Source organism: Aeromonas sp. FDAARGOS 1403 (assembly GCF_019047325.1).
GTDB classification, from domain to species: Bacteria; Pseudomonadota; Gammaproteobacteria; order Enterobacterales; family Aeromonadaceae; genus Aeromonas; species Aeromonas dhakensis.
On sequence record NZ_CP077249.1, the window covers coordinates 3070695 to 3090113 of the forward strand.

At 60.6% G+C, this 19419-nt stretch carries 15 protein-coding genes; 7 read left to right on the forward strand and 8 right to left on the reverse strand.

Annotated features, from left to right (window positions below; translation table 11 throughout):
• Nucleotides 1-62: 62 nt before the first annotated feature.
• Together yfbR and I6L33_RS14450 are read right to left on the reverse strand one after the other, a co-directional pair.
• Nucleotides 63-653, reverse strand: a complete 591-nt coding sequence (gene yfbR, locus I6L33_RS14445; protein ID WP_195878514.1) for a 5'-deoxynucleotidase — start codon at nt 651-653, stop codon at nt 63-65.
• A 72-nt stretch (nt 654-725) separates the two neighbouring features.
• Nucleotides 726-1160, reverse strand: coding sequence for a YccF domain-containing protein (locus tag I6L33_RS14450; protein WP_017764310.1), 435 nt, complete (start codon nt 1158-1160; stop codon nt 726-728).
• 428 nt (nt 1161-1588) lie between these two features.
• On the opposite strand from I6L33_RS14450, the gene tig reads away from it, so the two are divergent.
• From tig to ppiD, 6 genes are all read left to right on the forward strand, one after another.
• Complete coding sequence (gene tig, locus I6L33_RS14455; RefSeq protein WP_017764311.1) at nt 1589-2899, forward strand: trigger factor; 1311 nt, start codon at nt 1589-1591, stop codon at nt 2897-2899.
• A gap of 86 nt (nt 2900-2985) precedes the next feature.
• Nucleotides 2986-3609 carry an ATP-dependent Clp endopeptidase proteolytic subunit ClpP gene (clpP, locus tag I6L33_RS14460; RefSeq protein ID WP_005301526.1) on the forward strand — a complete coding sequence of 208 codons (624 nt, stop codon included), beginning with the start codon at nt 2986-2988 and terminating at the stop codon, nt 3607-3609.
• A 146-nt stretch (nt 3610-3755) separates the two neighbouring features.
• Entirely contained in the window at nt 3756-5030 is a 1275-nt protein-coding gene (gene clpX, locus I6L33_RS14465; RefSeq protein ID WP_005301524.1) for an ATP-dependent protease ATP-binding subunit ClpX, read from the forward strand.
• Between the two features lie 141 nt (nt 5031-5171).
• Nucleotides 5172-7526 carry an endopeptidase La gene (gene lon, locus I6L33_RS14470; RefSeq protein WP_005301522.1) on the forward strand — a complete coding sequence of 785 codons (2355 nt, stop codon included), beginning with the start codon at nt 5172-5174 and terminating at the stop codon, nt 7524-7526.
• A gap of 240 nt (nt 7527-7766) precedes the next feature.
• Entirely contained in the window at nt 7767-8039 is a 273-nt protein-coding gene (hupB, locus tag I6L33_RS14475; protein ID WP_005315375.1) for a nucleoid-associated protein HU-beta, read from the forward strand.
• A 151-nt stretch (nt 8040-8190) separates the two neighbouring features.
• Nucleotides 8191-10104 (forward strand): peptidylprolyl isomerase, encoded by a 1914-nt coding sequence (ppiD, locus tag I6L33_RS14480; RefSeq protein WP_162518922.1) that lies wholly within the window; start codon nt 8191-8193, stop codon nt 10102-10104.
• Between the two features lie 249 nt (nt 10105-10353).
• Here the strand turns inward: ppiD and I6L33_RS14485 are convergent, their stop codons facing one another.
• The 5 genes from I6L33_RS14485 to I6L33_RS14505 form a co-directional block, all read right to left on the reverse strand.
• Nucleotides 10354-11946 carry an ABC-F family ATPase gene (locus I6L33_RS14485; RefSeq protein WP_010633798.1) on the reverse strand — a complete coding sequence of 531 codons (1593 nt, stop codon included), beginning with the start codon at nt 11944-11946 and terminating at the stop codon, nt 10354-10356.
• A gap of 235 nt (nt 11947-12181) precedes the next feature.
• Nucleotides 12182-13837, reverse strand: a complete 1656-nt coding sequence (locus tag I6L33_RS14490) for a cation acetate symporter (RefSeq protein WP_216972770.1) — start codon at nt 13835-13837, stop codon at nt 12182-12184.
• Entirely contained in the window at nt 13834-14145 is a 312-nt protein-coding gene (locus I6L33_RS14495) for a DUF485 domain-containing protein (protein ID WP_005301514.1), read from the reverse strand. The genes I6L33_RS14490 and I6L33_RS14495 overlap by 4 nt, the downstream gene beginning before the upstream one ends.
• A gap of 109 nt (nt 14146-14254) precedes the next feature.
• Nucleotides 14255-14881, reverse strand: coding sequence for a 3'-5' exonuclease (locus I6L33_RS14500; RefSeq protein WP_216972771.1), 627 nt, complete (start codon nt 14879-14881; stop codon nt 14255-14257).
• Nucleotide 14882: 1 nt separating this feature from the next.
• The gene (locus I6L33_RS14505) at nt 14883-16670 is read right to left on the reverse strand and encodes a putative nucleotidyltransferase substrate binding domain-containing protein (RefSeq protein WP_216972772.1); all 1788 of its coding nucleotides are present in this window, start codon (nt 16668-16670) and stop codon (nt 14883-14885) included.
• 167 nt (nt 16671-16837) lie between these two features.
• Here I6L33_RS14505 and I6L33_RS14510 point away from each other — a divergent pair, with 167 nt between their 5' ends.
• Nucleotides 16838-17644, forward strand: a complete 807-nt coding sequence (locus tag I6L33_RS14510; RefSeq protein WP_216972773.1) for a crotonase/enoyl-CoA hydratase family protein — start codon at nt 16838-16840, stop codon at nt 17642-17644.
• 66 nt (nt 17645-17710) lie between these two features.
• Here the strand turns inward: I6L33_RS14510 and I6L33_RS14515 are convergent, their stop codons facing one another.
• Nucleotides 17711-19210 carry a sodium:alanine symporter family protein gene (locus I6L33_RS14515; RefSeq protein WP_017764317.1) on the reverse strand — a complete coding sequence of 500 codons (1500 nt, stop codon included), beginning with the start codon at nt 19208-19210 and terminating at the stop codon, nt 17711-17713.
• Nucleotides 19211-19419 lie beyond the last annotated feature (209 nt).

Sequence of the window (19419 nt, forward strand, 5' to 3'; positions counted from 1 at the left end):
AAAACGAAAGACCCGCCGGCGCAAACCGGCGGGTCTTTCTGTTTTGAGGGGAGCTGGCTGGTTTAATGGGCGTTGAGTTCATCGAGTGGCAGGGAGAAGCTCGCCACGAAGATGTCGATGAAGTAGCGCATCTCGTCGCTCATCCGGGCGGCCAGCATCTGCTCGAGGCGCTTGCGCGCCGGCTCGAACTCCCGGTTGCCGGCGTTGATCTCCTCCAGGCACTTGGTATAGGCGCAGAGGGTGTCGGCATCCTTCACCAGCTTGGCCAGCTCCCCGTCCTGGGCACCCGAGTCCAGCAGCGGGCGAAAATCCTCCACCAGCTCAGGCGGCAACATGCCGAGCAGGCGCTGCTCGGCCGCCAACTCAATCTTCTTGTATTCGCGGGCAATCTCGGGATTGAAGTACTTGACCGGGGTGGGCAGATCGCCGGTCAGCACCTCGCTGCTGTCGTGATAAAGGGCCATCACGGCGGCGCGATCGGCATCCACACTGCCGCCAAAGAGCCGGTTTTTGATGAGGCCGAGGGCGTGGGCCACCATGGCCACCTGCAGGCTGTGCTCGGCGATGTTCTCGGGCTGGATGTTGCGCATCAGCGGCCAGCGGTAGATGAGTTTCATGCGGGCGAGATTGGCGAAGAAGTGGCTGGGCAGCATGGGGTACCTCAAGATGGCAATGAAAAAGGGCAGACCCTAGTCTGCCCTTTTTTGCGGTCGGCGGCATCGCCCTTAACGAATATAGCGACCGGATTCGGCTTCCTGATTGGTGACGATCATCTGGCCGATGGGGGCCAGGCTGATGAGCGCCAGCTTGAGGTGCTGAATGCCGAACGGGATGCCAACGATGGTGACGAAGCAGGCCAGCGCCGAGGCGATGTGGCCGATGGCCAGCCAGATCCCGATCAGCACGAACCAGATGATGTTGCCAATCAGCCCCATGGTGCCGGTGCCCATGTCGCTCAGCCCCGTCATGGTCTTGCGGTTGACTGCCTGCTTGCCAAACGGGAAGAAGGTGAAGGTGCCGATGACGAAGCAGGCGCGTCCCCAGGGGATGCCGATGAGGGAGATGAAACAGAGCAGTCCGGCCAGCCACCAGGCCAGCCCCATGAAGACGCCTCCCAGTACGAACCAGAGCAGATTGAACAAGAAGCGGAAAAAGGCCATGTCGGTGACTCCAGACTTATCAAGATGGCTGCCACCATAACGAGCGATGGTCATGGACGCAATGGTTGAAGGGGCGGGGCGGACAATTTGGGTCGCAGCCTGCACGCCGTGGCCGGTCTGCCGGCTGATGAGCTGAAAAAGTAGGCTCTTGCACGAAAAAAGGTGAGCAAGTGCAAATTCTTGCAGTCTGCATCCTTGAAGTCGGGCTCGGTTTTCCCCATATAAGGGGCAGTTTTGCGCGAATTGTGCCATTGCCAGCCCGGTTTGGGGACGTGTGGCTCGACTCGATCAAAGTGCGCCGCTATAATGTCGCGTCATATTTTCTCATCACAAAGACAGTCGTTGTCTTTATAAACAGGAAGACTCCGGGCTTTGCCCAGGGGCAATAAAGGGTCAGCACGCAGTGCTGAGTTGAACGAGGTAGAAGAATGCAAGTTTCTGTAGAGACAACCCAGGGTCTGGAACGCCGTCTTACCATCACCGTACCGGCCGCTACCGTTGACGCCGCCGTGCGCAAAGAATTGAACGGCCTGGCCAAAACCCGTCGCATCGACGGTTTCCGTCCTGGCAAGGCTCCGGTTGCCATCATCAAGAAAATGTTCGGCGCCATGGCTCATGCTCGCGTTGCTGACGAAATGATGCAGAGCAACTTCATCAAGGCCATCATCGACAACAAACTGAGCCCGGCCGGTGCCCCGACCATGGATCCGAAAGAGATCAAAGAAGGTCAGGATTTCGAATTCACCGCCACTTTCGAAGTGTATCCGGAGTTCGAAGTTGCCGGTCTGGAGACCATCAAGGTCGAGAAGCCGGTTGCTACAGTGAAGGATGAAGATCTGGCCAACATGATCGACACCCTGCGCAAGCAGCACGCTACCTGGAGTGACGTGGACGCCGCCGCTGCCGATGGCATGCGTGTGACCATGGACTTCGTCGGTTCCATCGACGGTGAAGAGTTCGACGGCGGCAAGGCTGAAGGCTTCAACCTGGTGCTGGGCGCCGGCCGCATGATCCCTGGCTTCGAAGACGCCATCATGGGCAAGAAAGCAGGCGACGAGTTCACCATCGACGTGACCTTCCCGGCTGACTACCACGCTGAAAACCTGAAAGGCAAAGCTGCCAAGTTCGCTTCCAAGCTGAACAAGGTGGAAGAGCAGATCCTGCCTGAGCTGACCGAAGAGTTCGTCAAGCGTTTCGGCATCGAGAGCGGCAGCGTTGAAGAGCTGAAAGCCGAAGTGCGCAAGAACATGGAGCGCGAACTGGCTCAAGCCCTGAAAAACAGCGTGAAAGAGCAGGTGCTGAACGGCCTGGTTGAAGCCAACCAGATCGATCTGCCGAAGGCTGCCGTTGCTCAGGAAATCGATGCACTGCGTCAACAGGCGCTGCAGCGTTTCGGCGGCTTCCAGGGCGGCAACGCACCTGAACTGCCGGCCGAGCTGTTCCAGGCCCAGGCCGAGCGTCGCGTACGCGTAGGTCTGCTGCTGGGTGACGTGATCCGTACCAACGAGATCAAGGCTGACGACGCCCGCGTCAACAGCATCATCGAATCCATGGCCACTGCCTACGAAGATCCGAAGGAAGTGATCGAGTACTACCAGAAGAACGAGCAGATGCTGAACGGCGTTCGCAACCTGGCGGTAGAAGATCAAGCCATCGACCTGATCCTCTCCAAGGCCCAGGTGACCGAGAAAGAAGTTGCATTTGACGAAGTGATCAACAAGTCCGGTGCCGCTGCCTAAGAACATTTGACTTAAGGTCAAGACTGTTAAGTATAATGGCTCGTGTGATCTCCACTCGGGCCATTTTATTTTAGGGACAATGCCTTATGTACAAGAACTATAACGATGTGACTGAATCCCCACGCAATGCGCTCATCCCGATGGTGGTAGAGCAAACCGCGAAAGGGGAGCGTTCCTACGACATCTATTCTCGTCTGCTGAAGGAGCGGGTGATCTTCTTGACCGGTCAGGTCGAAGATCACATGGCGAATCTGGTGGTGGCTCAGCTGCTGTTCCTGGAGTCCGAAAATCCGGATCAGGACATCAGCATCTACATCAACTCTCCGGGTGGGGCCGTCACGGCCGGCATGTCCATTTATGACACCATGCAGTTCATCAAGCCGGACGTCAGCACTGTGTGCATGGGGCAGGCCTGCTCCATGGGCGCCTTCCTGCTGGCCGGTGGTGCCAAGGGCAAGCGCTTCTGCCTGCCCAATGCCCGGGTGATGATCCACCAGCCGCTGGGCGGTTTCCAGGGCCAGGCATCTGACATCCAGATCCACGCCCAGGAGATCCTGAAGATCAAGAATACCCTGAACGAGCGTCTTGCCTTCCATACCGGACAGGACATGGCCACCATCGAGCGTGACACCGACCGTGACAACTTCATGTCCGCCGAGCAGGCCGTGGCCTATGGTCTGGTTGACGGTGTCCTGAGCCGCCGCGGCTGAGCCACGAGCTAGCCCGTACCATCATTGAGGACATCATCTGATTTGGTGATGCCCTCAATCGGCAGATCAGGCATGGGCAGGGTGTTCCGGACTGTTGTAAACTCAACAGGACAATCCATCCTCTATTGATAAAACGAGGTTGCTGAATGACAGAAAAACGCAAGGGTGAGGGTGATAAGCTGCTCTACTGCTCTTTTTGCGGCAAAAGCCAGCATGAAGTGCGCAAGCTGATCGCTGGCCCTTCCGTCTACATATGTGATGAGTGCGTCGAGCTGTGCAACGACATCATCCGCGAGGAGATCCGCGAGATCTCGCCCAAGCGCGATGGTAGCGAGCTGCCGACCCCTCATGAAATCCGCGCTCATCTGGATGACTATGTGATCGGGCAGGAGTACGCCAAGAAGGTGCTGGCGGTAGCCGTCTACAACCACTACAAGCGGCTGCGCAGCGGCAGCGAGTCCGGTGGTGTGGAGCTGGGCAAATCCAACATCCTGCTGATCGGTCCGACCGGCAGCGGCAAGACCCTGCTGGCCGAAACCCTGGCTCGTCTGCTGGATGTGCCGTTCACCATGGCCGACGCCACCACATTGACCGAAGCCGGTTACGTGGGCGAGGACGTGGAGAACATCATCCAGAAGCTGCTGCAAAAGTGCGACTACGACGTGGAGAAGGCCCAGCGCGGCATCGTCTACATCGACGAGATCGACAAGATCTCCCGCAAGTCGGACAACCCCTCCATCACCCGCGATGTATCCGGGGAAGGGGTGCAGCAGGCCCTGCTCAAGCTGATCGAAGGGACCATCGCTTCCGTGCCGCCGCAAGGTGGTCGCAAGCACCCGCAGCAGGAGTTCTTGCAGGTTGATACCTCCAAGATCCTGTTCATCTGTGGTGGCGCCTTCGCCGGCCTGGACAAGGTGATCGAGCAGCGCTCCGTCAAGGGCACCGGCATCGGCTTTGGTGCCGAGGTCAAGTCCAAGAGCGCCAAGGCGACCCTGAGCGAGAGCTTTGCCAAGGTGGAGCCGGAAGATCTGATCAAATACGGTCTGATCCCCGAGTTCATCGGTCGTCTGCCGGTGGTCGCGACCCTGACCGAGCTGGACGAGGCTGCCCTCATCCAGATCCTGAAAGAGCCGAAGAACGCGCTGACCAAGCAGTATGCCGCGCTGTTCGATCTGGAAGGGGTGGAGCTGGAGTTCCGTGACGACGCCTTGAACGCCATTGCCCGCAAGGCGATGGAGCGCAAAACCGGCGCTCGCGGTCTACGTTCCATCGTGGAAGCCGTGCTGCTGGATACCATGTATGACCTGCCGTCGCTGGACGGTGTCAGCAAGGTGGTGATCGACGAGACCGTGATCAAGGGGGACTCCGCGCCCTTGATGATCTACGAAAATCCCGAGACCCAGGCCGCCGCATCAGAGTAAATGTCTGATTTTTAATCAAATGAAAGGGGCTTTTTGCCCCTTTCATGCTTTTTGCGGTTTCGGCGATTGAATCTCATCTAAGCGCCCCCATATACTCAGCCAAGCGCTTTGCCAACGGTATAACAAGCCGAGAGGACATATATGAACCTAGAGCGTTCAGAACGCATCGAGATTCCCGTCCTGCCTCTTCGTGACGTGGTGGTTTATCCCCACATGGTCATTCCACTCTTTGTGGGGCGGGAAAAATCCATTCGCTGTCTGGAAGCGGCCATGGAGCAGGACAAGAAAGTTCTGCTGGTGGCCCAGAAGGATGCGTCAACCGATGAGCCGACGGTGGAGGAGATCTTCTCCGTCGGGACAGTGGCCAATATTCTGCAGATGCTCAAGCTGCCCGACGGCACCGTCAAGGTGCTGGTGGAAGGGGGCCAGCGTGCCCGTCTTGAGCGGATGATCGACGACCGGGACTTCTTCGTTGGCGAGGCGCAGTACATCGCCTCCAAGGCGATCGACGAGAAGGATCAGGACGTGCTGGTACGTTCTGCCATCGGTCAGTTTGAAGGTTACATCAAGCTCAACAAGAAGATCCCGCCCGAGGTGCTCACCTCGATTTCGGCGATCGACGATGCGGCGCGCCTGGCCGATACCATGGCTGCCCACATGCCGCTCAAGCTCGAAGACAAGCAGAAGGTGCTGGAAATCGCTTCTGTGTCCGAGCGCATCGAGTTTCTGATGGCCATGATGGAGTCGGAGATCGACCTGCTGCAGGTCGAGAAGCGCATCCGCTCCCGGGTCAAGAAGCAGATGGAGAAGAGCCAGCGCGAGTATTATCTCAACGAGCAGATGAAGGCCATCCAGAAAGAGCTGGGTGAGCTGGAAGACAGTCCGGATGAGTTCGAGGCCCTCAATCGCAAGATTGAAGAGGCCGGCATGCCGGAAGATGCCCGTGAGAAGGCGCAGGCCGAGCTTGCCAAGCTGAAGATGATGTCCCCCATGTCGGCGGAAGCCACCGTGGTGCGCAGCTACGTCGACTGGATGGTGCAGGTGCCGTGGAAGGCGCGTTCCAAGGTCAAGAAAGACCTGGGCAAGGCGCAAGAGGTGCTGGATGCCGATCACTATGGCCTGGAGAAGGTCAAGGATCGCATCCTCGAGTATCTGGCGGTGCAGGCACGGGTGAACAAGCTCAAGGGCCCCATCCTTTGTCTGGTTGGGCCTCCCGGTGTGGGCAAGACCTCGCTTGGTCAGTCCATCGCCAAGGCGACCGGTCGCAAATATGTGCGCATGGCGCTGGGCGGCGTGCGTGACGAGGCGGAGATCCGCGGTCACCGTCGTACCTACATCGGCTCCATGCCCGGCAAGCTCATCCAGAAGATGGCTAAAGTCGGCGTGAAGAACCCGCTGTTCCTGCTCGACGAGATCGACAAGATGAGCTCGGACATGCGTGGCGATCCCGCCTCCGCCCTGCTGGAAGTGCTGGATCCCGAGCAGAACAACAGCTTCAACGATCACTACCTGGAAGTGGATTATGACCTGTCGGACGTGATGTTCGTGGCTACCTCCAACTCCATGAACATCCCGGGTCCGCTGCTGGACCGGATGGAAGTGATCCGTCTGTCCGGTTACACCGAAGACGAGAAGCTCAACATCGCCAAGCAGCACCTGGTCTCCAAGCAGATCCAGCGCAACGGCCTGAAAGAGTCCGAGATCACCATCGAGGATTCCGCCCTGGTCGGGGTGATCCGCTACTACACCCGCGAGGCGGGGGTGCGTAGCCTGGAGCGCGAGATCTCCAAGATTTGTCGCAAAGCGGTCAAGCGCATCCTGCTGGACAAGAGCATCAAGCATGTTCAGGTCAATCAGGCCAACCTCAAGGAGTTCCTCGGGGTACAGCGCTTTGACTACGGCAAGGCGACCGACCAGAACCAGGTGGGTCAGGTCTGTGGTCTGGCGTGGACCGAAGTGGGGGGCGATCTGCTCACCATCGAGACCACCAACATGCCGGGCAAGGGCAAGCTCACCTATACAGGCTCCCTCGGTGACGTGATGCAGGAGTCCATCCAGGCGGCCATGACGGTGGTGCGGGCCCGTGCCGAGAAGCTGCGCATCAATGCGGACTTCTACGAGAAGCGCGACATCCACGTGCACGTACCGGAAGGGGCCACCCCCAAAGATGGTCCGAGCGCCGGTATCGCCATGTGTACCGCCCTGGTCTCCAGCTTGACCGGTAATCCGGTTCGTGCTGATGTGGCCATGACGGGGGAAATCACCTTGCGCGGCGAAGTGCTGCCCATCGGCGGTCTCAAAGAGAAGCTGCTGGCGGCTCATCGTGGTGGCATCAAGCGTGTGCTGATCCCGAAAGAGAACGAGCGGGACCTCGAGGAGATCCCGGACAACGTCAAACAAGACCTTGAAATTCATCCGGTTCGCTGGATTGATGAGGTGCTGGAACTGGCGTTGCAGGACAATCCGCAAGGGTTTGAGCGCGTTTCTGTCGTATAAATGTTGATGCGCCGCAAATTTGGCGCATTCGGGCGGTGGTTAAGGCTTGCATGCTCCGGATAACGGAAGTAGCCTTGACCACCGATCGGGAACTCATGATGAGTCGCAAGGCGTGATGTGGCGCGGGTTTGCGCCAGATTGTCACTTGCAACTGATCAGGAGGCTTGCTATAAAACCTCCACTTGTTGTGGCCAGGGAAATCGGCGCCGCAGCGATGTTCGATAAAAGGGGAATATAAGAGTGAATAAATCTCAACTGATTGACAAGATTGCAGACGGTGCTGATATCTCCAAAGCCGCTGCTGGCCGTGCGCTGGATGCTTTCATTGACGCCGTCGGTGAAGCTCTGAAAGAGGGTGACCAGGTTGCTCTGGTTGGTTTCGGTACTTTCGCCGTGCGCGAACGTGCTGCCCGTTCTGGCCGTAACCCGCAAACTGGCGCGACCATCGAAATCGCCGCTGGTAAAGTTCCTGCCTTCAAAGCTGGTAAGGCCCTGAAAGACGCGGTCAACTAAGCCGGGCGCTGATTCTACATCGGCTACCGTCCTTGGTCATAGACCAGACAAGTGAGAGGGCTCTCCCTCATACTGATTGACCAAGGCGCATCGCAATCGGTGCGCCTTTTCATTATTTACGCCCATCGAGTTCGGGAGCATAAGTACAAACATGATGTTGGATAAACTACGCGAAGGGGCGCAGGGCAAGGTGGCCAAGGTTATCTTGGGCCTGATCATCCTCTCCTTTGCCTTGGCCGGTGTAGGTAGCTATCTGAACGGTCCGGCCCGTACCGCCCCCGCCACCGTCAACGGCACGGATATCACTGCCGCGGCACTGGAAAATGCCTACCGCAACGAGCGCGCCCGCATGGAGTCCCAAATGGGGGAGTCCTTCAATCAGCTGGCCGCCAATCCCGATTACATGAAACAGTTCCGTCGCGGCGTACTGGACCGTCTGATCGATCAGGCCCTGTTTGACAGCAAGGCCCGTGAACTGGGTCTGCGGGTCAGCGATGAGCAGATCAAGCAGGCCATCGTCGCCATGCCCGAGTTTGCCGAAGAGGGCAAGTTCAACAACGATCGCTACCTGCAGCTGATCCGCCGTGCCGGCATGACCCCCGAGATGTTCCGTGACTCCCTGCGCCAGGACATGGTGCGTCAGCAACTGATGGGCGCCCTGCTGGGCACCGAATTTGCGCTCAAGGGTGAAGCCGAGCAACTGGACAAGCTCTACAACCAGACTCGCGATCTGCGTCTGGTGCGCCTGGCCGCCTCCGCCTATCTGGGTGACGTGAAAGTCTCCGATGAAGAGGTGGAGCAATACTACAAGGCCAACAGCAACCGCTTCATGAACGACGAGCAGGTCAAGGTCGACTATCTGCTGCTGGACGCCGCCACCCTTGGCAAAGACGTCAAGGTGAGCGAGCAGGATGCCCAGGACTACTACGATCAGCACCAGGATCTGTTCCAGCGTGCCGAGCGTCGCCACGTGGCTCACATCCTGATCCCGTTTGGCAAGGACGAGAAAGCCGCCGAGCAGAAGGCTGAAGCCGTACTGGCCAAAGCCAAGGCGGGTGACGACTTCGCCGCCCTGGCCAAGGCCGACTCCTCCGATACCTTCTCCGCCAAGAAGGGTGGCGAGCTGGACTGGTTCGAGAAAGGGGTGATGGATCCGGCCTTCGAGAAGGCGGCCTTTGCCCTGACCAAGGCAGGCGATCTCTCCGCCGTCGTCAAGAGCCCGTTCGGCTTCCACGTCATCAAGCTGCTGGGGGTTGAACCGGCCCAGACCAAGCCGTTTGCCGACGTGAAGGCAGAGACCATCAGCCGTCTGCAGAGCGACAAGGCCAAGGAGCTGTTCTTTGCCGAGCAGCAGAAGATGGCCGACAGCAGCTTCGAGAACCCGGACTCGCTGGACTTGACCGCCGAGACCATGGGCCTCAAGGTGCAGTCCACCGGTTACTTCAGCCAGGCTGATGCCCCGGCACCGCTGAACGATCCCAAGGCGCTCTCTGCGGCCTTCTCCGAGCAGCTGCGCGATGACAACACCAACTCCGACGTGATCGAACTGGCTGACGGCAAGGCGCTGGTGATGCACATCACCGGTCACCAGCCGAAAGCGGCCAAGCCGCTGGCGGAGGTGAAAGAGCAGGTGATTGCCGCCATCAAGCACGACAAGGCCAGTGAAGTGGCCCGTGGCAAGGCACAGGGTCTGCTGGACAAGCTCAAGGCCGGTGAGAACATCCAGCCTGAGCTGACTGCACTGGGTCTGAAGGTGGAGAGCCACGATGGCGTAGCCCGTTTCGCCCAGGATCTGGATCAGAATCTGGTGGCACAGGCCTTCCGCATGCCTCATCCGGTCGATGGCAAGCCGAGCGTCGAGCTGGTGACCGAAGCCAATGGCGACCGCGTGGTGGTGGCCCTGGACAAGGTGACCGTCGCCAAGGAGCCGTCCGGCATGGCCAAGCTGCTGCAAGGCCAGCTGGGTCAGGGCAAGGCTCAGGTGAGCTACAAGTCTCTCATCGACGAGCTGCGCAAGTCTGCCAAGATCGAGTACTTCACCGACGTGGAAGCCACGGTCGAATAAGTCGAACCGATCCCAGTCGATATGAGAACGGCCCCTTGATGGGGCCGTTTTTTTATCTGCACGCGGCAGAGGGGGCGGGATGTGCTGCCCCTTCTGACCGAAATAAGCTGCCTGGCCGAAGATAAGCTGCGGGAGCCAAACCCTTGGCTCTTCTGGTCTGCATCCCAAGAGGGAGTCTTGCCAACAGGCATAAAAAAACCGGCACTCAGGTGCCGGTTTTCATTGACGGGATATGCGGGCAGGAGGGCGTTACACCACGCCCTGAGTGCGCAGGTAATCCTCGTAGGTGCCGCCGAAGTCGCGGATGCCGTTCTCGGTCAGCTCCAGGATTCGGGTCGCCAGGGAGGAGACAAACTCACGGTCGTGGGAGACGAAGATCAGGGTGCCCTTGTACATCTCCAGCGCCAGGTTCAAGGATTCGATGGATTCCATGTCCAGGTGGTTGGTCGGTTCATCCATGATCAGGATGTTGGGGCGCTGCATCATCAGCTTGCCGAACAGCATGCGGCCCTGTTCACCACCGGAGAGCACCTTGACCGGCTTCTTGATGTCGTCCTGGGAGAACAGCAGACGGCCCAGCACGGAGCGTACGGCCTGCTCGTCTTCGTTCTCCTGTTTCCACTGGGCCATCCAGTCGAACACATTGAGGTCGGTGTCGAAGTCCTCGGCGTGATCCTGGGCGTAGTAGCCGATCTGGGCGTTTTCGGACCACTTGATGGTGCCGGTATCCGGTGCCAGTGCCCCAACGAGGGTCTTGATCAGGGTGGATTTACCGATACCGTTGGTACCCAGAATGGCGACCTTCTCGCCCACTTCCAGCATCATGTTGAGCCCCTTGAACAGGGGGCCGTCGCCATAACCCTTGGAAACGCCTTCGATCTCCAGGATGTTGCGGTAGAGCTTCTTCTCCTGCTCGAAGCGGATGAAGGGGTTCTGGCGGCTGGAGACCTTCACTTCCTCAATCTTGATCTTGTCGATCTGCTTGAGGCGAGAGGTGGCCTGGCTGGACTTGGAGGCGTTGGCGCTGAAACGCGACACGAAGGATTGCAGATCGGCGATCTGGGCCTTCTTCTTAGCGTTGTCGGCCAGCAGCCGCTCACGGGCCTGGGTAGCGGCGGTCATGTACTCGTCGTAGTTGCCCGGGTAGACGCGCAGCTCGCCGTAGTCCAGATCCGCCATGTGGGTGCAGACGGAGTTCAGGAAGTGACGGTCGTGAGAGATGATGATCATGGTGCTCTCGCGATCGTTGAGCACCTGTTCCAGCCAGCGAATGGTGTTGATGTCCAGGTTGTTGGTCGGTTCGTCCAGCAGCAGGATGTCGGGGTTGGAGAACAGCGCCTGTGCCAGCAGCACCCGCAGTTTCCAGCCCGGTGCCACTTCGCTCATCGGGCCGTTGTGCTGCTCGATGGGAATGCCGGCACCCAGCAACAGCTCGCCTGCGCGCGCTTCGGCGGTATAGCCGTCATACTCGGCGACCAGGCCTTCCAGCTCGGCAGCCTTCATATAGTCATCGTCGGTCGCTTCCAGATTGGCGTAGATGGCGTCGCGCTCGGCGATGGCGGCCCACAGCTCGGTGTGACCCATCATGACCACGTCCAGTACGCGCATCTCTTCGTAGGCGAACTGATCCTGACGCAGCTTACCGATCCGCTCGTTGACGTCCAGGCTCACATTGCCGCCAGTGGGCTCCAGATCGCCGCCGAGGATCTTCATGAAGGTGGACTTGCCACAGCCGTTGGCGCCGATAAGGCCGTAGCGGTTGCCGCCGCCAAACTTGACGCTGATGTTCTCAAACAGCGGCTTGGCGCCGAACTGCATGGTGATGTTGTTGCTTGAAAGCACTGGAATGTCCCGGTTGATCTGTCAAATGGCGCGCATTATGGCACAGATCCCCCGAAAGTTTTAGCAAGAACTGTGATCCGGGTCTATTGCAGGGGGGATTTGGATGGTGGTGCTGGGCACTCGCGCACCCTGGCGGCCATGGCCGCATCGATCGGACTGCAACGGGCGCTAACCGTAGCTTGTCGGCATGAAAAAAGCCGGCCCTGAGGCCGGCTTGCACCTGTTAATGGAAGGCTCAGTGGGAGCTGGCGCTGGCGGCGCCAAGCCCGGTCTGGGAGCGGACGAACTGCGGGAAGAACTTGGCGTGCTCGTCGGCGGCATTTTGTGACTTGTCGGTCACCGAGAAGAACCAGATCCCGACAAACGCCAGCCCCATTGAGAAGAGGGCGGGGTACTCGTAGGGGAAGATGGCCTGGGCGTGACCCAGCACCTTCACCCACACGGTCGGGCCCAGGATCATCAGGCTGACTGCACTCACCAGCCCCAGCCAGCCGCCATAGACGGCGCCGCGGGTGGTCAGGCGTGACCAGAACATGGAGAGGAACAGCACCGGGAAGTTGCAGCTGGCGGCGATGGAGAAGGCCAGTCCCACCATGAAGGCGATGTTCTGCTTCTCGAACAGGATGCCCAGCCCGATGGCCACCACACCCAGCACTATGGTGGTGAGCTTGGAGACGCGCAGCTCGTCGGCTTCGTTGGCCTTGCCCTTCTTGATGACGCTGGCATAGAGGTCGTGGGAGACCGCAGAGGCACCGGCCAGGGTCAGCCCGGCCACCACCGCCAGTATGGTGGCAAACGCCACGGCGGAGATGAAGCCTAGGAACAGGCTGCCACCTACCGCATCGGCCAGGTGAATGGCGGCCATGTTGGTGCCGCCCAGCAGGGCGCCGGTGGCATCCTTGAAGTCCGGGTTGGTGCTGACCAGCAGGATGGCGCCAAAGCCGATGATGAAGGTGAGGATATAGAAGTAGCCGATGAAGCCGGTGGCATAGAACACCGACTTGCGGGCCTCTTTGGCGTCACTCACGGTGAAGAAGCGCATCAGGATGTGGGGCAGGCCGGCGGTGCCGAACATCAGGGCGAGACCCAGCGAGATGGCGGAGATGGGATCGGCGACCAGGCCGCCTGGGCTCATGATGGCGATGCCCTTCTCGTGCACCTTGACCGCTTCACTGAACAGGGTGCCGATGTCGAAGTTGACCGACTTCATCACCATGATGGCCATGAAGCTGGCACCGGAGAGCAGCATCACCGCCTTGATGATCTGCACCCAGGTGGTGGCCAGCATGCCGCCGAACAGCACGTAGAGCACCATCAGGATGCCGACCAGCACCACGGCCACATGGTATTGCAGGCCGAACAGCAACTCGATGAGTTTGCCGGCACCGACCATCTGGGCGATCAGGTAGAGGGCGACCACCACCAGCGAGCCGCTGGCGGAGAGAGTGCGTACCTCGGTCTGCTTGAGGCGATAGGAGGCCACGTCGGCAAAGGTGTACTTGCCGAGGTTGCGCAGCCGTTCGGCGATCAGGAACAGGATGATGGGCCAGCCCACCAGAAAGCCGATGGAGTAGATGAGACCGTCGTAGCCGGAGGTGTAGACCAGCGCCGAGATGCCGAGGAAGGAGGCGGCAGACATGTAGTCACCGGCAATGGCCAAACCGTTCTGGAAGCCGGTGATGCGCCCGCCGGCGGCGTAGTAGTCGGCGGCCGAGCGGTTGTGCTTGGAGGCCCAGTAGGTGATGAACAGGGTCGCCGCCACGAAGACCACGAACATGATGATGGCCGGGATGTTGAGGGGCTGGCGATGCACTTCGCCGGTCAGCGCATCGGCTGCCAGCAGGGGGAACGATGCCAGCAGGGCCGGCAGCAGCAGAAACTTGCCTTTCATGATTTCACTCCCTTGAGGATCTTCTGGTTCAGTTCGTCAAACTCGCCGTTGGCCCGAAACACGTAGACACCGGTCAGCACGAAGGCGGACAGAATGAGACCTATTCCGACCGGGATGCCGCGGGTGACGGAAGATCCTTCGCTCAAGGGGGTGCCAAGCCAGCCGGGGGCAAAGGCGATGAGCAGGATGAACGCCAGGTAGAGCCCCAGCATCAGGATGGAGAGGGACCAGGCAAAGCGCTGGCGCTTGGCGACCAGCGCCTGGAAGTTGGGATCTTGCTGGATCCGAAGATACGGTTGCTGTTCCATTGCAGTGCTCCATGACGTTGAGTGTCAGCGGTGGATGAGGGAGTTCCCTACCGGGCAGCCTAAGCTGCCCATGTAACCAAAATGTGAATCAAATGTTATTTGTGGACAATTAGACTTTGGGATAAGCCAGTGGCCCGCCCTGATGCAAGCGCAGGAAGATGAGGCCCGCGGTGATGGCGTCGCTGAGGGCGTCGTGGGCGGGCAGGGGGGGAAGCGCCAGATGGCGGCAGATCGCCGCGAGATGAAGATCGATGACGGCCTCAGGATAGCGGCGATAGAGCTGATCGTGGTAAAGCCGGCTCACTTCTATGCCCCGCTGCACCAGGGTCAGCCCCCACAACTTGCGGCAGGCCAGGTTGAGGATGCGCAGATCATAGGCGATGTGATACCCCACCAGTTCACGGGGGCCGATGAAGGCAAGCAGCTGATGCAGCGCGGCTTCCAGCGGCATGCCCTGTTGCAGATCCTGATGGCGAAGACCGTGGATCACCACCGACTCGGCGGTGAGGTTGTCGGGTGGCAACACCCGCAGGGAGAGCGCTTCACCGGTCAGCAGCCGGTTGCCCCGAATGCGCACCGCCCCGATGGCGACGATCTCGGCCCGGTCGGGATCCAGGCTGGTGGTCTCGAAGTCGAGGGCCACCCACTCGTCGGCCGGGGGGGCGGCAAAGAGCGGCGCGAACGCCGAGGCGTGAAAGCGGCGGCCAAGCCAGTGACGACGCAGGCGGCTCAACACGCTATTGTCTCAGACGAAAGTGCAAGGTGAGCCACTGCTGGAATTTCTTCACCTGATGCAGCGCCTGGCGCAGCAGGTCCCGCTCGCCATGGCTGAGATCATTGACCTGCACCCGGCTCTCCCCCTCCTTGAGCTGGCTGCGCAACCTGAGCCGCACGAACAGTCTGAACGCCTCCGCCAGATCGGCGCCAAAGCTGGCGCTGAGCCGCTCTGCCGTCACCAGCGCCTCGATCCGCCCCAGGGTGGAGGTCTCCAGGATGGTAGCTTCCAGCGCCAGCATGCGGATGCCGTGCACCAGCGGGAAGAGGCCGCCACGTTTCAGATCCAGCCCCTCCGGTGCCCGTTCCAGCCGGCCAAACAGGGTGAGGGGGGTGTGAAAGGCGACCGCCGGTCGCACCATCTCCGCCAGCAGATCTCCCCGCTCGGCCAGCTGCTCGCGCAACTTGCGGGCAACGGGGGGAAGGAGGGCGCGATCGCCCGCGATGGGGTGGGCGTCGGCCAGGGTGGCCAGCCAGAGCAGATCCGCTTCACTGGCTTCGACGCAGGCCCGCTCGATCTCCTGCAGCCAGCCGTCGAGGGATTTGACCCAGGCGGGGTTGTTGACCATCACCCGGCCGGGGCAGGGCGGGTAGCCAAGCCTGGCCAGCAGCTCGCTGAAGGTGGCCAGATCGGCCTGCTGGGTTGGCCAGTGCAGGTCGGCGGGCAGGATCAGGGCATTGTCCTGATCGGTTTTGAGGATCTGCTCGCCGCGCCCCTCCGAGCCCAGCATCAGCAGGCAGACCCGCTCCTGCACCTCGGGCGGGATCACCAGCGCGAAGGCCTTGGCGATCAGCTGCTCGTTGATGGTGGCGATGAGCTTCATCAAGAAGGCGGTGTGGATCCCCTGGGCGAACAGGGAGCGGGTCAGCTGCTGCTGTTCACGGGCCACCGCCTCCAGCGCCGGGAGGGTGTCGGCGCGGGCGATGCGCAGGGTCAGCACGTGGGAGTGGGTGGAGAAGAGGCCGAGCACCTGGGTCAGGTGCAGGATCCCCGCTACCTCCTGTCCCTGCCAGACAACCAGCCGCTTGATGCGGTGGCGGGTCATCAGCAGCAGGGCATCGAACAGATAGCTGCCCTGGGCCAGCCCGATCAGCGAGGTGGGGGTCAGCACTGCCAGCGGCGCCGTCAGCGGCAATCCCTTGAGGGTGAGGGCGTGCAGCAGGGTCTTGCGGGTCGCCAGGCTCAGGCTGCCGTCCGTGGCGGGGTAGAGCAGGCAGTCGGTGCCCCTGGCCACCATGGCCTCGGTGGCGACCAGGAGCGACAGGCGGCTGTCGACGATGAGCGGCGGCTGCAGATGGCCGGGTTCGATGCGGGTCAGGATGAACTCCGCCAGATTCTTCTGACCCAACTGGGCGCGCTGTTCCTGCAGCTGCTGCCGCTGTGCCAGGCTGGCGGTGAAGTAGCGGGCGAAGGTGTCGTTGCCTTCACACAAGGCCAGGAAGGTATCGCGGGGGATCAGCTGGCAGAGCAGATCTTCCAGCGCGTTGAACTGGTGGCGACAGTGGCCGTCGAACTGGGCGCGCACGTCGAACATGTCCCCCTCGCCGTAGTCGCCAAACTGATGGTGGGCGGTCGACTCCTCCACCGCCCCCTTGATGATGAGGTAGAGGCCGGGCGGGGCGTCGCCGGCCTTTAACACCGGCTGGCCGGCGCGAAAGTAGCAGATGGAGAGGGCCTGCCCCAGTTGTTGGCGCTCAGGTTCGCTCAGACACTCAAACGGCGGACGGGCAAAGTTGAACAGGGTGGTCATGGCAATCCTTGGCCGGTGGCGTCAAATCAGTCTGACAAAGCGGCGTGCTGCCGGCCAGCCGACTTTAGTCGCACGGCCAGCCGATCCCATGGGCCGCTGTACCTGATGATAACACTCTGATAACGTTGTGGTATGACCAGTGTGAGCTCAGGAGAGGACAGGGGAAAATGGAAAAACCAAGGGTCAAATGCGAGATCCGGGACGGCATCGCCGAGGTGATGCTGGCGCGGGGCGACAAGCTCAATGCGCTGGACAGGGCCATGTTCAGCGCCATCGACGGGGTACTCGAGCAGCTGCGCCAGCACAAGGGGTTGCGGGCGGTGATCCTGCGCGGGGAGGGGCGGGCCTTTTGCGCCGGGCTGGATGTGAAATCCATGCTCAAGCAGCCGGTGGCGGCGCTCGAGATTTTAAAACGCGAGGCGGACGAAGCCACCAACCTGGCCCAGCGGGTGGCCTATGGCTGGCATCAGCTGCCGGTGCCGGTGATCGCCGTGACCCAGGGGGTCTGCTTTGGCGGCGGGCTGCAGATCGCCCTTGGCGCCGACTTTAGGTTCAGCACCCCCGATTGCCGCTTCTCGGTGATGGAGATCAAGTGGGGCATCATCCCCGACATGAGCGGCAGCGTCACCATGCGCAACCTGATGGGGGTGGATACCGCCATGGAGCTGGCCATGAGCGGGCGCGAGCTGGCGGCGCCGGAGGCCAAGTCTCTCGGGCTGGTGAGCCGGGTCTGCGACGATCCGCTGGCCCAGGCGCGGGAGTTCGCGAGAACTCTCATCACCAAGTCGCCGGACGCGCTGGCGGGGATCAAGCAGCTCTACAACCAGGCCTGGGCCCGCAGCGACGAGGCAATGCTCAAAGAGGAGACCCGGTTGCAAAAGCAGATCCTCGGGCGCCCCAACCAGTGGCGCGCCACCCTCAACAGCCTGTTTCGCTGGCGCCTGCCGTTCGGGCCGCGCCGCAACGCGCTCTGAGAGACAGGAATGAACAAAAGAAATGGCAGCCGAGGCTGCCATTTTTGTTGGGTGAGTCTTAAGCGATCAGGAGATCTTGCGATCCTGATCCGGCTCGAACGAGTGACCGGATTTCTCCTGCTCCAGGTTGTCTTCGGAGCGGTGACCAGACCAGTAGTCGGCGTTCTTGATGCCGAGTTTCTCCGGGTGGAACACCGGATCCAGCCCTTGGGCCTGCTGGGCCTCGTAGTCTTTCAGACAGGTGAAGGCGGTCTTTTGCAGCAGCAGGATGGCGATGATGTTGAGCCAGGCCATCAGGCCGACCCCGATGTCACCCATGCCCCAGGCCAGATCGGCGGTCTTGACGGTGCCGTAGACAGTGGCGGCCATCAGGGCAATCTTCAGCAAGAAGGTGAGCCAGGGGCGATTCATCTTGCGGTTGATGTAGGCGATGTTGGTCTCGGCGATATAGTAGTAGGCAACGATGGTGGTGAACGCGAAGAAGAACAGCGCGATGGCCACGAACATGCTGCCAAAGCCAGGCATCATGCTCTCCATGGCGGTCTGCACATAGCCCGGGCCCGCAGCCACGCCGGCAATGCCGGTATAGAGCGCCGCGCCATCCGGTCCCTGCACGTTGTAGAGGCCGGTGATGAGCAGCATAAAGCCGGTGGCGGAGCAGACGAACAGGGTGTCGATGTAGACGGAGAACGCCTGCACCAGGCCCTGTTTGGCCGGGTGGCTTACCGCGGCGGCGGAGGAGGCGTGCGGACCGGTACCCTGGCCTGCTTCGTTGGAGTAGACCCCGCGTTTGACCCCCCACATGATGGCCAGACCCAGAATGGCACCGAAGCCGGCATCCATCCCGAACGCGCTCTTCCAGATCAGCAGGATCACGCCCGGCAGCGCATGGATGTTGAGGGCGATGATGACGCAGGCGACGATGATGTAGCCCAGCGCCATGAAGGGCACCACGGTACTGGCGAAGCTGGCGATACGCTTGACGCCACCGAAGATGATGAAGCCGAGCAGCAGTGCCAGAGCGGCGGCGGTGACGTTCGGATCGATATCAAACGCGTTTTGCAGGCTGGCGCCGATGGAGTTGGCCTGCACCCCTGGCAGCAGCACGCCGCAGGCAAACACGGTGGCAATGGCGAAGGTCCAGGCGTACCACTTCATGCCAAGCCCTTTCTCGATGTAGAAGGCCGGGCCGCCGCGGTATTCGCCGTTGATCTTCTCCTTGTAGACCTGACCCAGGGTGGACTCCACGAAGGCGGAGCTGGCGCCGAGGAAGGCTACCATCCACATCCAGAACAGGGCGCCCGGGCCACCGAAGGTGATGGCGGTGGCGACCCCGGCGATGTTGCCGGTACCGACGCGACCGGCCAGGGTCATGGCCAGCGCCTGGAAGGAGGAGACCCCCGCATCCGTGCTCTTGCCATCAAACATCAAGCGGATCATCTCCTTGATGTGACGCAGTTGCAAAAAGCGGCTGCGCAGGGAGAAGTAGAGGCCTACCCCCAGACACAGGTAGATGAGCGCAGGGCTCCAAATCACACCATTGATGGCATTGACGATCTCATTCATGTACAACAACTCCTTTGTTGTGCTGTCTTGTTGGCGGGGTCTCTGCCCCGCTCCCTTAAATTTCAGGTGACCCTGGAGTCACTCGTTATGATTGGGGACCGGTCGGTGGCGGAAGTTTCCACTGGCCAGTCCGCGGGTTTTAACATATCGATTTGTGCAAGGGCTTCCTAGCGAAATATGTTGTCACCTTGTTAATTTGTGAATTGACA

Excerpts from the sequence above, each read along its gene's own strand:
- I6L33_RS14450 (WP_017764310.1), bottom strand. The coding sequence starts at position 1,160 with ATGGCCTTTTTCCGCTTCTTGTTCAATCTGCTCTGGTTCGTACTGGGA.
- I6L33_RS14510 (WP_216972773.1), top strand. The coding sequence starts at position 16,838 with ATGGAAAAACCAAGGGTCAAATGCGAGATCCGGGACGGCATCGCCGAG.
- ppiD (WP_162518922.1), top strand. The coding sequence starts at position 8,191 with ATGATGTTGGATAAACTACGCGAAGGGGCGCAGGGCAAGGTGGCCAAG.
- clpP (WP_005301526.1), top strand. The coding sequence starts at position 2,986 with ATGTACAAGAACTATAACGATGTGACTGAATCCCCACGCAATGCGCTC.
- I6L33_RS14515 (WP_017764317.1), bottom strand. The coding sequence starts at position 19,210 with ATGAATGAGATCGTCAATGCCATCAATGGTGTGATTTGGAGCCCTGCG.
- I6L33_RS14495 (WP_005301514.1), bottom strand. The coding sequence starts at position 14,145 with ATGGAACAGCAACCGTATCTTCGGATCCAGCAAGATCCCAACTTCCAG.
- lon (WP_005301522.1), top strand. The coding sequence starts at position 5,172 with ATGAACCTAGAGCGTTCAGAACGCATCGAGATTCCCGTCCTGCCTCTT.
- clpX (WP_005301524.1), top strand. The coding sequence starts at position 3,756 with ATGACAGAAAAACGCAAGGGTGAGGGTGATAAGCTGCTCTACTGCTCT.
- yfbR (WP_195878514.1), bottom strand. The coding sequence starts at position 653 with ATGCTGCCCAGCCACTTCTTCGCCAATCTCGCCCGCATGAAACTCATC.
- tig (WP_017764311.1), top strand. The coding sequence starts at position 1,589 with ATGCAAGTTTCTGTAGAGACAACCCAGGGTCTGGAACGCCGTCTTACC.
- I6L33_RS14490 (WP_216972770.1), bottom strand. The coding sequence starts at position 13,837 with ATGAAAGGCAAGTTTCTGCTGCTGCCGGCCCTGCTGGCATCGTTCCCC.
- I6L33_RS14505 (WP_216972772.1), bottom strand. The coding sequence starts at position 16,670 with ATGACCACCCTGTTCAACTTTGCCCGTCCGCCGTTTGAGTGTCTGAGC.